Annotated in this window: 12 protein-coding genes; 7 read left to right on the top strand and 5 right to left on the bottom strand. The window is 70.9% G+C overall.

The features are described from left to right. Window positions 1–19: 19 nt before the first annotated feature. The gene (locus tag ACWDVW_RS15355; RefSeq protein ID WP_449948746.1) at window positions 20–1,954 is read right to left on the bottom strand and encodes an amylo-alpha-1,6-glucosidase; all 1,935 of its coding nucleotides are present in this window, start codon (window positions 1,952–1,954) and stop codon (window positions 20–22) included. 87 nt (window positions 1,955–2,041) lie between these two features. On the opposite strand from ACWDVW_RS15355, the gene ACWDVW_RS15360 reads away from it, so the two are divergent. The 4 genes from ACWDVW_RS15360 (at window position 2,042) to ACWDVW_RS15375 (ending at window position 6,568) form a co-directional block, all read left to right on the top strand. Beyond that, the gene (locus ACWDVW_RS15360; protein WP_449948749.1) at window positions 2,042–4,699 is read left to right on the top strand and encodes an MGH1-like glycoside hydrolase domain-containing protein; all 2,658 of its coding nucleotides are present in this window, start codon (window positions 2,042–2,044) and stop codon (window positions 4,697–4,699) included. A 70-nt stretch (window positions 4,700–4,769) separates the two neighbouring features. Further along, window positions 4,770–5,348, top strand: a complete 579-nt coding sequence (locus tag ACWDVW_RS15365) for a TetR/AcrR family transcriptional regulator (RefSeq protein ID WP_449948751.1) — start codon at window positions 4,770–4,772, stop codon at window positions 5,346–5,348. 244 nt (window positions 5,349–5,592) lie between these two features. Further along, on the top strand, window positions 5,593–5,820 hold the full coding sequence (locus ACWDVW_RS15370) for a hypothetical protein (protein ID WP_449948754.1): 228 nt from the start codon (window positions 5,593–5,595) through the stop codon (window positions 5,818–5,820). Between the two features lie 73 nt (window positions 5,821–5,893). Further along, window positions 5,894–6,568 carry an HAD family hydrolase gene (locus ACWDVW_RS15375; RefSeq protein ID WP_449948995.1) on the top strand — a complete coding sequence of 225 codons (675 nt, stop codon included), beginning with the start codon at window positions 5,894–5,896 and terminating at the stop codon, window positions 6,566–6,568. A 360-nt stretch (window positions 6,569–6,928) separates the two neighbouring features. On the opposite strand, the gene ACWDVW_RS15380 is transcribed toward ACWDVW_RS15375, so the two are convergent. The 4 genes from ACWDVW_RS15380 to ACWDVW_RS15395 all read right to left on the bottom strand — a co-directional run bounded on the left by ACWDVW_RS15380 (window position 6,929) and on the right by ACWDVW_RS15395 (window position 9,414). Beyond that, window positions 6,929–7,198 carry a hypothetical protein gene (locus ACWDVW_RS15380; RefSeq protein WP_350699500.1) on the bottom strand — a complete coding sequence of 90 codons (270 nt, stop codon included), beginning with the start codon at window positions 7,196–7,198 and terminating at the stop codon, window positions 6,929–6,931. A 47-nt stretch (window positions 7,199–7,245) separates the two neighbouring features. Beyond that, window positions 7,246–7,677 (bottom strand): hypothetical protein, encoded by a 432-nt coding sequence (locus ACWDVW_RS15385; RefSeq protein ID WP_449948997.1) that lies wholly within the window; start codon window positions 7,675–7,677, stop codon window positions 7,246–7,248. Window positions 7,678–7,860: 183 nt separating this feature from the next. After that, window positions 7,861–8,565, bottom strand: coding sequence for a VOC family protein (locus ACWDVW_RS15390; protein WP_449948756.1), 705 nt, complete (start codon window positions 8,563–8,565; stop codon window positions 7,861–7,863). 270 nt (window positions 8,566–8,835) lie between these two features. Beyond that, window positions 8,836–9,414 (bottom strand): DsbA family protein, encoded by a 579-nt coding sequence (locus ACWDVW_RS15395; RefSeq protein WP_449948758.1) that lies wholly within the window; start codon window positions 9,412–9,414, stop codon window positions 8,836–8,838. Between the two features lie 304 nt (window positions 9,415–9,718). Here ACWDVW_RS15395 and ACWDVW_RS15400 point away from each other — a divergent pair, with 304 nt between their 5' ends. Genes ACWDVW_RS15400 through ACWDVW_RS15410 form a run of 3 tightly spaced genes read left to right on the top strand, consistent with a single transcriptional unit; the run spans window position 9,719 to window position 12,805 of the window. Then, window positions 9,719–10,984 carry an ABC transporter substrate-binding protein gene (locus tag ACWDVW_RS15400; protein WP_449948761.1) on the top strand — a complete coding sequence of 422 codons (1,266 nt, stop codon included), beginning with the start codon at window positions 9,719–9,721 and terminating at the stop codon, window positions 10,982–10,984. Further along, window positions 10,981–11,973 (top strand): carbohydrate ABC transporter permease, encoded by a 993-nt coding sequence (locus tag ACWDVW_RS15405; RefSeq protein ID WP_449948763.1) that lies wholly within the window; start codon window positions 10,981–10,983, stop codon window positions 11,971–11,973. Before ACWDVW_RS15400 ends, ACWDVW_RS15405 begins: the two co-directional genes overlap by 4 nt. A gap of 1 nt (window position 11,974) precedes the next feature. Beyond that, window positions 11,975–12,805 (top strand): carbohydrate ABC transporter permease, encoded by an 831-nt coding sequence (locus ACWDVW_RS15410; RefSeq protein ID WP_396749651.1) that lies wholly within the window; start codon window positions 11,975–11,977, stop codon window positions 12,803–12,805. Window positions 12,806–12,814 lie beyond the last annotated feature (9 nt).

Consider the following 12,814-nt stretch of genomic DNA (forward strand, 5'->3'; position numbering starts at 1 on the left):
GGGTGCCCCACCACCCGGGTCACCGGCGGGCGCGCAGCAGTTCCGCGACCGACCATGCCTGGAACGGGCAGCCGGTGGCGATGTGCGGGGCCCGGCCGTCGGCGGTCTCGCTGACCGACCCGAGGCCGTACTCGGTCAGGTGCGCCTCCAACCCGCTGAACAGCGTGTCGACGGGCAGACCGGCGCGTCGGCTGGCGTCGGCGTACGGGCCGATCAGCCACGGCCAGACGGTGCCCTGGTGGTAGGCGCTGTCCCGCTCGGCCGGTCCGCCCCGGTGCCGGCCGATGAAGCCGGGGCAGTCGGGGGAGAGGCTGCGCGGGCCGAGCGGGGTGAGCAGCCCGGCACCGACCAGGCCCACCGCGCGCGGGTCCGCCTCCAGCGGCGCGAACGGCAACGACCAGGCCAGGAGCTGGTTGGGTCGGAGCAGGTCGTCGTCGTGGAAGGCCGCGCCACCGAGCGGGTACGCCGGGGCGGGGGCGTCGGCCACGTCGTGCAGCCAGCCGGACGGTGCGGGGAAGCGGTCCCGGAACGCCTTGGCGGCCCGTTCGTGCAGTCGGTGCAGCCCGTCGGAGTCCTGCCCGGCCAGGTCGGCCAGCTCGGCGACGCCGGCTACCCCGTTGATCCACAGCGCGTTGACCTCGACCGGCTTGCCGTGGCGCGGGGTGACCGGTACCCCGTACACGCGGGCGTCCATCCAGGTCAGCGCGGCACCGGGGGCGCCGGAGGTGAGCAGCCCGTCGGTGGGGTCGACGGCGATGCCGTAGCGGGTGCCGGCCAGGTGGGCGTCGACGATGCCACGCAGCGCCGGCAGCAGTTCGTCGCCGAGGTCGGTGTCGCCGGTGACGGTGACGTGTCGGCTGACCGCGTGCAGGAACCACAGCGTGCCGTCGACGGTGTTGTACTCGACCCGGCCGGTGTCGGCGGTGTTGGCCAGCATCCCCTCGGAGAGCGTCGCCGCGTACGCGCGCAGCAGCTCACGCCCGCGATCGGCCCAGCCGGTCCGCAGGAACAGGCCCTCGTAGGAGATCATCGTGTCCCGCGACCAGGCGCCGAACCACGGGTAGCCGGCGACCACGTCCACGGGCGTGTCGGTGGTGCGCACGATGAACGCGTCGGCGGCCAGCGCCAGGGTGGCCTCGACGTCGTCGGCGGGCTTGGTCGACGCGACGACCTCCCGGTTGCGGCGGCGGGCCGCCGCGACCACCTCGGTGGCCGGTGGCGGTGCCGGAGTCGCGTCCTGCGCCCAGGCCAGCACCGACACGGTGTCGCCGGGGTGGCGCAGGGTGTCGCGGAACTGGCCCGCGTACCAGAGGTCCTCCTCCGGGTGCAGGCCGCGCGTGGCCTCCTCACGGTGGTAGACGCCCCGCCACCAGTGGCCCTGCGGTGACCAGCCGGGCCCGGACAGCCGGTACGCGCCCTCGATGACCGCTCCACCGTCGACCGGGTCCATCCGCAGCGGCGGACCGTCGGCGCGCCGCTCGCCGTGGGCGTCGCGCCAGGTGCAGGCCGCCGCCAGCTCCAGCTCGACCGGGCCGCTGCTGATCAACCGGTGCACCACCGCGACGCAGGAGCGGCCGTGCAGCATGGCCAGCTCCCGCTCGATCACCACGTCACCGATGCGCCACCGCCACCGGGGCAGCCCGTCGGTCAGGTCGAAGCGCTCCAGCAGCTCGAAGCCGCGCGGGTCGACGTCGCCGGAGACCCACTCGTGCGCGCCGAGGCGGACCCGGGCGCCGGAGGGCAGCAGCACCGCCGGGTCGAGGCTGACCAGCCCCACCTTGCGGGCGGCCGGGGTGTCGCCGGGCGTCACCAGCAGCCCGTGGTACCGGCGCGTACGCAGCCCGCCGACGGTGCCCATGGCGTACCCGCCGAGGCCGTCGGGCACCAACCACTCGCGGCCGGCGGCGCTGGTCAGCTCTCCGCAGACCTGCGAGCCGAAGCGAATCTCGATCAACTTTCCTCCACCGGCGGCGAGGTGTAACACGACACGACGACAATTGCCGCTGTGGTGAAGTACCCCAGCGGCGTCGAAGATGTAAAGGTGATCACTGACGGTTCGTCCTCCGCCCCGGCCCCCGACGCGGAACGGGTCCGGCTCGCCCAGGCCGATGCCGGCGAGCAGGACTGGCGTGCATGGGGTCCCTATCTGTCCGAACGGGCGTGGGGGACGGTACGGGAGGACTACAGCGAGCACGGCACAGCCTGGGACTACTTCCCCCATGACCACGCGCGGTCCCGAGCCTACCGGTGGTCCGAGGACGGCATGGCGGGCGTGTGCGACGACCGACAGACCTTCTGTTTCGCCCTCGCGCTGTGGAACGAGCGGGATCCGATCCTCAAGGAACGGATGTTCGGTCTCGGCGGGGACGGCGGCAACCACGGCGAGGACGTCAAGGACTACTGGTGGTACGAGGACTCCACGCCCACCCATTCGTGGATGCGCTGGCGCTACCACTACCCGCAGGCCGCCTTCCCGTACGACGAGCTGGTCGCGGTCAACGGGCTGCGCGGACGGGACGACACCGAGTACGAGCTGGTCGACACCGGCATCTTCGACGACGACCGGTACTGGGCGGTGACCGTCGACTTCGCCAAGGCCACCCCGACGGACCTGTGCATGGTGGTGACCGTGGTCAACCGGGGGGACCGGGCCGAGCGGCTGCACGTGCTGCCGCACCTGTGGTTCCGTAACACCTGGGCCTGGGGGCTGCCCGGCGGTGACCGGGTGCCGCAGATCGTCGGAGAGGGTGCCCGGCTGGTCGGTGAGCACTGGGTGCTCGGCCAGGTCCGGCTCGAAGGCGACGGCGACCCGACCCCGCTGCTCTGCGACAACGACACCAACGCCGAGCGGCTGTGGGGGCTGGCGAGCCGGACGCCGTACCCGAAGGACGGCATCAACGACCACGTGGTCGACGGTGCCGAGACGGTGAACCCGGAGCTGACCGGCACCAAGGGCGCGCTGCACTACGTGCTGGACGTGCCGGCGGGTGGGCAGCGCCAGATCCGGCTGCGGCTGACGCGTACGGCTCCGCCGCCCGGTGCCGTCGACCCGCCTCCGGCGGACCTGGGCGACGGCTTCGAGGCCGTGGTGTGGGCGCGGCGGGCGGAGGCGAACCGGTTCTTCGACGGGGTGATCCCGGCCAAGGCCAGCGCCGACGAGGCGTTGATCGCCCGGCAGGCCATCGCCGGGCTGATGTGGGGCAAGCAGTTCTACCACTTCGACGTCAAACGGTGGCTCGACGGCGATCCGGGATCGTCGCCGCCGGCCGGGCGTCGACACGGCCGTAACAGTGCCTGGTGGCACATGACCAGCTTCGACGTGATCTCCATGCCGGACCCGTGGGAGTACCCCTGGTACGCCGCGTGGGACCTGGCCTTCCACTGCGTGAGCATCGCGCGGGTGGATCCCGGCTTCGCCAAGGACCAGCTGCTGCTCCTGCTGCGCGAGTGGTATCTGCACCCCAACGGGCAGATCCCGGCGTACGAGTGGGCGTTCGGCGACGTCAACCCGCCGGTGCACGCCTGGGCGGCGTTGAAGGTGTTCGAGATCGACGGCAGCCGGGACCACGACTTCCTGGCCCGGATGATGCACAAGCTGCTGATGAACTTCACCTGGTGGGTCAACCGCAAGGACACCGGCGGCAACAACGTCTTCGAGGGCGGTTTCCTCGGGTTGGACAACGTCGGCCCGTTCGACCGGTCGGCGGCGTTGCCGGTGGCCGGGGTGCTGGAGCAGTCCGACGGCACCGGCTGGATGGCGATGTACGCGCTCAACCTGCTGGACATCGCCATCGTGCTGGCCGAGCACGACCGCACCTGGGTGGACACCGCGACGAAGTTCTTCGAGCACTTCACCTACATCGCCGCGGCCGCGTACGACCAGGGGCTCTGGGACGACGAGGACGCGTTCTTCTACGACGTGCTGCGGCTGGCCGACGGGACGAAGGTGCCGTTGAAGGTGCGTTCGGTGGTGGGATTGCTGCCGCTGGCTGCGGTCACCCGGCTGCCCGCGCGGACCCTGCACCGGCTGCCGGAGCTGGGTGCCCGGTTGCGCTGGTTCCTGACCAACCGCCCCGAGTACGCCTCGGTGGTCGGCGCCCGACGCATCGGCCCGGACGGGCGCCAGCAGCGGCTGCTGTCCATGTGTGGTCCGGAGCAGGTGGTCCGGGTGCTCGCCCGGATGCTGGACACCGACGAGTTCCTCTCCGAGTACGGCCTGCGGACGTTGTCGCGCGCGCATCTGGACAAGCCGTTCGCGGTGACCCTGGGCGGGCAGGAGTTCTGCGTCGGTTACGAGCCGGCCGAGTCGACCAGTGGGCTGTTCGGTGGTAACTCCAACTGGCGTGGCCCGATCTGGATGCCGACGAACTTCCTGCTGATCAGCGCGCTGCGCGACTACGCGGCGTTCTTCGGTGAGGACCTCCAGGTGGAGTACCCGACGCGCTCCGGGGTGAAGAAGACCCTGGACGAGATCGCCGATGATCTGTCCGCCCGGCTGATCGCGTTGTTCACCCGCGACGACTGGGGGCGGCGGCCGATCTACGGCGCGGCGCAGTTGTTCCAGACCCATCCGGACTGGCGGGACCTGATCGCCTTCCCGGAGTACTTCCACGGCGACAACGGCGCCGGGCTCGGTGCCTGGCACCAGACCGGCTGGTCGGCGCTGGTCGCCGACCTCATCCTCACGCTGCGGCGCTGACCGGCCGGGTCAGAGTCGCCATTCCGTCGCGAGGGGTCCACCGGGCGGCACCGCGACTACCCTCGGCGGGGTGTCCGGAGCAGAGCACGGAGACGGTGAGCCGGGCGGCGACGCGATCGTCGCCACCGCCTGGCGGTTGGCCGAGGCCGAGGGCTGGGCGGGGGTGACCGCCCGCCGGTTGGCCGAGCGCGCCGACGTCGACCTCGGGGCCCTCTACGAACGCTTCGCCGACCGGGATGCGGTGGTCGCCGCCGTCGCGGTGCGGGGCTTCGCCGACCTGTCCGCCGCGCTGACCGCTGCCCGTACGGCGGTCGACTGCCCGGCCGAGGTGTGGCCGGCGGTGATGGCGGCCTATCTCGATTTCGCCTACGCGCATCCGGAGATCTACGACGCGATGTTCGCGCACACTCCGGACCTCACCCTCGGGGCCGAGGAGGTGCCGGAGACCGTCGCGGCGGCCTTCGGTGAGCTGCGGGCGGCGCTGACCGCGTCCGCCGTCGCGCAGGACGACGACACGCTCGCCGAACTCGGCTGGAGCCTGTTGCACGGCATGGTGATGCTCACCCGGGGTGGTCGGTTGCGTCCGGAGGCCCAGGACCAACGCGAACAACTCGTCGGCAACCACCTCTTCGGCCTCCGCGACCGCTGACGCTGGCGGACCTCGCCCTGCCGGTCCCTTCCCGACAAGGGCCGAGAGCGCGTCTGGGCGTTTCCGCCCGCCTACTGGCGTCGGCAGCCGGAGGTACGCGCCGTGGTCGCGGCTCCGATGGCGGCGGCCCGGCTCCCCGGCCTGGTCGAGCAGGGGGAACGGCTTCGGTGCTCGTGGACGGGCGGACCGCTGCCGGCACGCGTCGGCCGGTCTGGCGGCACCGGTGGGTCGGGCCTGTTTCCCCATGATCGCCTATCTCGGCGTGCGGGAGGAGTCGGCGCGAGCCGACCTGCTGGCCCACGCCGTCGGCACGCTGCACACCGGGGGAGCCCACGAGGTGATCGCCGACGTGGATGCGCACCGGGTGGCCGTAGTGGCGGACCTGGAGCGAACCGGGTTCCGCCGGATCCGGGCCCGGGTGACGTTCGCACCAGCCGAGGCGTGCCTGCTGCCGCCCTCGAGGGCAAGGTAATCGGGTGGCCGAGGGGGGTCGGGTTGCCTAGGGTCGCGGCGTGACGCATGACGGGTTGATCGAGCCGGGCCGGGTGCTCGTCTTCGACGCGGACGACACGCTCTGGGAGAACAACGTCGTCTTCGAGCGGGTGATCGACGACTTCCTCACCTGGGTGGACCATCCGACGCTCGACCGGACGCAGTTGCGGGCGGTGCTCGACGACATCGAGCGGGCCAACGCCGTCGCGCACGGGTACGGCAGCAAGGTCTTCCTACGCAGCCTGCGGGAGTGCCTGGAGCGGCTGCGGGAACGACCGGCCACCGAGGCGGAGCGCCGCGAGATCGACGAGTTGGCGGTGGCGCTGGTGAACCACCAGGTCGAGCTGATGCCGGGGGTGGCCGACGCGCTGGACGAGTTGGCCGGGCGGCACGAGTTGCTGCTGTTGACCAAGGGGGAGCGCGAGGAGCAGCAGCGCAAGCTGGACGCGTGTGGGTTGCTGCACCACTTCGCGGCGGCGCACATCGTGCCGGAGAAGAACGTGGCGACCTATCACCGGCTGAGCCGGGAGCACGGCGTCGACCCGACCCGGGCGTGGATGATCGGCAACTCGCCGCGCTCGGACATCCTGCCGGCGCGGGCGGCCGGCTGGCGGGCGGTGTTCATCCCGAACGCCAACACCTGGGTGCTGGAACACGACGAGCTGGACCCGAGCGACGAGGGCGTACTGCATCTGCGGGCTTTTCCCGACCTGCTCACGCACTTCTGAAGCGGCCGGCCGGTGGCCGGGTGGGCTGGTCGGCAGGTCCGATCGAGTCAGCGCTCGGCGTCGGCCGGGTGTTACAGGCTCCTGCCGCTTTTCCCGCTGCTGGCAATAGTCCATACCGGCCCGGGCGGGCTCGGCCCCGACCCGCCTAGCCTCGGCCCCAGGTACCGCGACTCGCCGGGGTGGGTCGCGGTACCGGGTCCGGTCGTGGGGCACCGTGGAGCTGAGTGCTGGCGGGCCGGCTGCCGTGCTGGGGCTTGCTGACACGCGCGCCGGCATGCGGCTGGTGCGCTGCCCACGCCGGACGGGTCAGGGCCGGAGCGTGCGGGTCCGGTCCTGACCCGTGTCGTCGTCGAGCCCGGCTCAGGTGGTCTCGCCGCGCACGATGGCGACGGCGACCCGGCAGAACTCGTCCATGTCGGGTTGGAAGGCAGCGGCGATGTCCGGGTGCAGACCGGCGCGGGTCTCGTCGAGCAACTGCTGACACACCTGCTCCACCGGCTCGCCGGTGTAGGAGTCCCGGATCCGGTCGGCGGCCACCTGGAGCGCCGATGTCAGCTGCTGCTCCAAGGGCCCGCGCAGTTTCTCCTGGACCGGGTCACGAGGTTCCAGCGTGACATGTGGCTCCGACATCGGTGCTCCCTTCGTCGGCGGCAGCGGTACCCGACCACCACCGTCCGTCAAACCACGTTCGGTACCGCCGCGACGCGGATCTGGTACGAGAAGTCCTCGCCCGGCTCCTCCACGTACGACAACCGGCGGATCTGCTTGTCGTCGTCGTAGAGGGCGACGTCGACCAGGACACCGAGGTGGGCGAGGCCGATGCTGGTCACCCGCTTCTTGTCCTGCAGCACCGCACACACCCCGCCCAGCAGGGTGCTGGCGTCGGAGGTGCGGTGCCCGGGCGGGCAACGCAGCGTCAGGTCCACCTCGATCGGGCCGGACAGCGGGGTCCAGCCGGTCTTCTGTGCCGCCTCGCAGGCGGCCTGGAGCAGGGCGCGGACCCTCGTCGCCTGCCGGTGGCCGGCGGCGAAGATGGACAGCGCCTCGGTCTTGACCGGTGGCAGGCCGCTCACCTCGAACGTCAGGGCGAGAGCGCGGGTGTCCTGCACCACGACGGCACCTCCTCGTTGGGGACGATCCTGCCCAACCGGTGGACCGGTGACGGGGTGTTCCCGCGAGAACCCACCGATCGGCGGATCGGGGTGGGCCGGTGGCGTAACGGCGGCGACGGCGTACGCGCTGACGGCACGGCAGGTGTCACGCTAGTCGACCCGACGGCCGCCCGGTATCACTCAAGTGGTGGGATGCGGCGCGAACGCACAGAATTCGTTGCCCTCCGGGTCGGCCAGCACCCACCAGCTGACCGTGTCGTCCGGCTCCCGCAGCAGGCTCGCTCCGGCGGCGATCAGCGCGGTCGGCTCGGGGTCGACGAGATCGACGTCCCAGTGCATGCGGTTCTTGACCGTCTTGCCTTCCGGCACGGTGTCGAAGATCCAGAAGTCCCACGGGAAACCGCTCGCGCCGACGATCTTGGCGTACCCCTCGTCGCTGGGGCGGACCTCGCCGCCGACGACGCCGGACCACCAGGCGGCCTGCGCGGCCGCGTCGGCGGAGTCGACCACCAGCTCGAAGGGCCCGGGAGCAGCATCCGCGCCGGGCGGGACGGCACAGAACAGGTTGCCCTCCGGGTCGGCCAGCACCCACCAGTCGATCTCCGAGTCGGGCTCGCGGACGATCCGCGCCCCGGCCGCCAGCAGCGCCGTCGGCTGCGGCTCGGCCAGCCACAGATCAAGGTGTACGCGGGTCTTGACGCTTCGTGGCTCCGGCACCCGGTTGATCCAGATCGCCTCGGCCGAGGACCGCCCGGCCGGCGGGTCGACCCTGCCGTCCCCGTCCCCGGTGTCGACCAGGCTTCCGCCGAGGATGCCGGCCCAGAACCCGCCCAGGGCACGGGTGTCGGCGGCGTCGAGACAGAGGTCCTTGAAACGCGCGAGCATGCCGCCGATCCTGCCCCCAACCCCGCGCCACCGCACCCCGACCCACCGCACCCCGACCCACCGTGTCCGCCGCTGCCTGCCCTGGCCCGCCGATCATGGAGTTGAGGTCGCCGTCGATGCGGAGTGTCCGGACATCTCGGGTGCCACAAGGCCATGATCGACGTGGCGGGAGCGACCAGCGCGGGGTGGGCAGGTTCCGCACAGTGGCCGCGCCGCCCGGGGTGACCGAGCGGCGCGGGGCGGCGAGGAGGGTGTGCGGCGGGGGAGAGGTCAGCGGCGGCCGCGCTTGACCTCGTGGAAGGCCGACATGCGGAACAGGGGGAGCAGGCTGTCCCAGAGCAGCAGGGTGTCGTCGAGGTCGGGTACCTCGGTGAGGATCGGGCCGTGCAGACCCCGGTCGGCGCCGGGGACCATCAGCACCGGCGAGCCGATGTCCGGCCCGGCCGAGCCGAACGCCAGCGCGTGCGAGGTGTGTACCTCGGCGTCCCAGCGGTCGTCGTCCAGCGCCGCGGCCATGTCGTCGAGACCGGCCGCCGTCACGGCCTCCGCGACCAGCTTGTCGCCGGGCGGGTTACCGGCGTCGTGGGTACGGGTGCCCAACTCGGTGTAGAACCGGCCGGCGTCCTCGTGGCGGCCCTCCGCGCGCAGCGCCTCCACCAGCCGCAGCGCCCTGCTCGACGCCGCCATCGCCTCGGCGTACTCCGGTGGGGCCTGACCCCCGCTGAGGATGCTCAGGCTGAACGCCCGCCACTCGATGCGCAGGTCACGGGCTTCGGCGGCGGCGACCAGCCAGCGCGACGTGCGCCAGGTCCACGGGCAGGCGGGATCGAAGAAGAAGGTGGCGTCCACCGCCCGAGACTAACGCCCACCGTCCGGGTCGGCCTCCGGTGTGACCTGGACCACGCAAAGTGACGTTTAAGTCTTGTCACGCGGTGGGTTTCGCGACTTCCCAGCTCGGGCAGTGTTGCAGCCACGAGGCGCCAGGGCGGCGAACCGGCAGGTCAGAAGCCCTGGCCGCGTCGTCGTGCGCCGGGGCACGAGACCTCTTTCCCGGGTTGTTGGTCGAGACCGAGGGAGGGGTCATGGATCAGCCGTACAGCAGGCCCGGCGCCGTGGTGCCGGACGGCGCCCCGGAGCGCGGCGGAGTACCGGTATGAGCAGACGCCGACCTCGGGCACGTGTCGCGGCGGCGGCCGCTGCGCTGACGTTGCTGGCACCGATGGCCGCCTGTGCCTCTGGCGGCGACGGCGGGGTGCCCACGATCAACCTCTACTACCCGCCGGAGGAGAACTTCCAGCAGGTCGTCGACCAGTGCAACACGCAGGCCGGTGGGCGCTACCGGATCGACTACCGGGTGCTGCCCCGTGAGGCCGACGAGCAGCGGGTGCAGATGGTGCGCCGGCTCGCGGCCGACGACGACGGCATGGACGTGCTCGGCCTCGACGTGACCTGGACGCAGGAGTTCGCCGGCGCGAAGTGGGTCCTGGAATGGACCGGGCAGGATCGGGCCGAGGTCGAGGACGGCACCCTGGAGGGGCCGCTTGCGACCGCCCGGTACGAGGACAAGCTCTACGGCGCGCCGAAGAACACCAACGTCCAGCTCCTCTGGTATCGCAAGGACCTGGTGCCCGAGCCGCCGACCACCTGGAGCGAGATGATCCAGATGGCGCAGCGGCTCAAGGAGCAGGGCCAGCCGCACCAGGTGCTGACCATGGGCGCCCAGTACGAGGGCCTGGTGGTGCTCTACAACACCCTGGTGGCCAGTGCCGGCGGCAACATCCTCAACGCCGAGGGCACCGAGGCCGCGATGGACGAGGGTGCGGTGCGGGCGCTGGAGCAGCTCCGCGACTTCGCCACGTCCGGCGTGACCTCGCCGTCGTTCAGCAACGCCATGGAGGACCCGGTCCGGCTGGAGTTCCAGGCCGGTAACGGCGCCTTCCAGATCAACTGGCCGTTCGTCTATCCGGCGATGCAGGAGGCCAACCCGCAGTTGGCCGAGCAGGTCGCCTGGGCGCGGGTGCCCGGCATCGACGAGGGTACGCCCGGTCGGGTCACCATCGGCGGGATCAACCTCGCGGTCAGCTCGCACTCGAAGCACCCGGCGGAGTCCTTCGAGGCCGCCAAGTGCCTGCGCAACGCGGAGAACCAGAAGTTCTCGGCGATCAACGACGGTGTGCCGCCGACCATCGAGAGCGTGTACGACGACCCGGAGATGGACGAGGCGTACCCGATGAAGGAGACCATCCTCGAACAGCTGCGGGACCCGGCGGTCCGGCCGCTGACCCCGGCGTACCAGAGCATCTCGACGGTGATGTCGGCGATCCTGTCGCCGCCGTCGGCGATCGACCCGCCCGCGACCGCGGACGAGCTGCGCGACGCCGTCGCGGACGCGCTGGAGTCGAGGGGAGTGCTGCCGTGACCGAGCGAAGCACGACGAGCGACACGGACACGGTCGACGAGACGACCGACGGTCCTCGGCACGCGACGGTGCCCGCGCAGCGGTCCAACCGTCGCCGCAAGGCCCCGCTGAGCGAGAACAAGCGGGCCGAACGGAGACTGGGCTGGCTGCTGTGCGCGCCGGCCGCGCTGGTCATGGTCGCGGTGACCGGCTATCCGATCCTCTACTCGGTGTGGCTGTCGTTGCAGCGCTTCGACCTGCGCTTCCCCGACGAGCGGGAGTTCGTCGGCCTGGACAACTACGTCACCGTGCTGACCAACGACTTCTGGTGGACAGCATTCGGCGTGACGATGCTGATCACGGTGGTCACCGTCGCCGTGGAACTGGTGCTCGGCATGGGGCTCGCGCTGGTCATGCACCGGACGCTGGTCGGCCGGGGCATCGTGCGCACGGCGGCGCTGATCCCGTACGGCATCGTCACGGTCGTCGCCGCCTTCTCCTGGCGGTACGCGTGGACCCCCGGCACCGGTTATCTGGCCAACCTCTTCTCCGACGGCGCACCGCTGACCGAACGGGCCAGCTCGCTGGCGATCATCATGCTGGCGGAGATCTGGAAGACCACGCCGTTCATGGCGCTGCTGCTGATGGCGGGTCTGGCGCTGGTGCCGGAGGACCTGCTCAAGGCGGCCTCCACGGACGGGGCCACCGCGTGGCAGCGGTTCACCAAGGTGATGCTGCCGGTGATGAAGCCGGCGATCCTGGTCGCCCTGCTGTTCCGCACCCTCGACGCGTTCCGGGTCTTCGACAACATCTACGTGCTGACCAACGGGGCTAACCAGACCTCGTCGGTGTCGATGATCGCCTACAACAACCTGATCCGGGGCCTGAACCTCGGCATCGGGTCGACCATGTCGGTGCTGATCTTCATCGCCGTGGCGATCATCGCATTCATCTTCGTGAAGCTGTTCGGTACCGCTGCCCCCGGCAGTGACGACGGGGAGAGGCGCTGAGATGGCGGACACCACCAAGGTCAAGCTCCAGTGGGGCGTGATGAACACGATCGTGGTCGTCTTCGCCCTGATCCCGGTGCTGTGGATCATGTCGTTGTCGTTTAAGACGCCGGCCACGCTGACCGACGGCAACTTCATCCCGCGCGAGTGGACGCTGGAGAACTACCGCAACATCTTCGCCACCGACCAGTTCGTCCGAGCGCTGGTCAACTCCATCGGCATCGCGCTGATCGCCACCACGATCGCCGTGGTGCTCGGCACCATGGCCGCGTACGCGATCGCCCGGCTGGACTTCCCCGGCAAGCGTCTGCTCGTCGGCGTCGCCCTGCTGATCGCGATGTTCCCGCAGGTGTCGCTGGTCTCGCCGCTGTTCGAGATCGAACGGCAGCTGGGGCTCTTCGACACCTGGCCGGGTCTGATCCTGCCGTACATCACCTTCGCGCTGCCGCTGGCGATCTATACGCTGTCCGCGTTCTTCAAGCAGGTCCCGTGGGATCTGGAGAAGGCCGCGAAGATGGACGGCGCCACCCAGGGCCAGGCGTTCCGGCGGGTCATCGCCCCGCTTGCCGCACCGGGGGTCTTCACCACGGCGATCCTGGTCTTCATCTTCTGCTGGAACGACTTCCTGTTCGCCATCTCGCTGACCTCCACCGAACGCTCGCGCACGGTGCCGGTGGCGTTGTCGTTCTTCACCGGCGAGTCGCAGTTCGAGGACCCCACCGGAGCGATCTGCGCCGCCGCCGTGGTGATCACCGTACCGATCATCCTGTTCGTCCTCTTCTTCCAACGCCGCATCGTCTCCGGCCTGACCTCCGGCGCCGTCAAGGGATAGGTGATAACT

The sequence above is a fragment of the Micromonospora sp. NPDC003241 genome (assembly GCF_053589795.1).

Bases quoted from the DNA above. Each gene is read 5' to 3' on its own strand.
- ACWDVW_RS15380 (WP_350699500.1), bottom strand. From the start codon at position 7,198: ATGTCGGAGCCACATGTCACGCTGGAACCTCGTGACCCGGTCCAGGAG.
- ACWDVW_RS15400 (WP_449948761.1), top strand. From the start codon at position 9,719: ATGAGCAGACGCCGACCTCGGGCACGTGTCGCGGCGGCGGCCGCTGCG.
- ACWDVW_RS15410 (WP_396749651.1), top strand. From the start codon at position 11,975: ATGGCGGACACCACCAAGGTCAAGCTCCAGTGGGGCGTGATGAACACG.
- ACWDVW_RS15370 (WP_449948754.1), top strand. From the start codon at position 5,593: ATGATCGCCTATCTCGGCGTGCGGGAGGAGTCGGCGCGAGCCGACCTG.
- ACWDVW_RS15390 (WP_449948756.1), bottom strand. From the start codon at position 8,565: ATGCTCGCGCGTTTCAAGGACCTCTGTCTCGACGCCGCCGACACCCGT.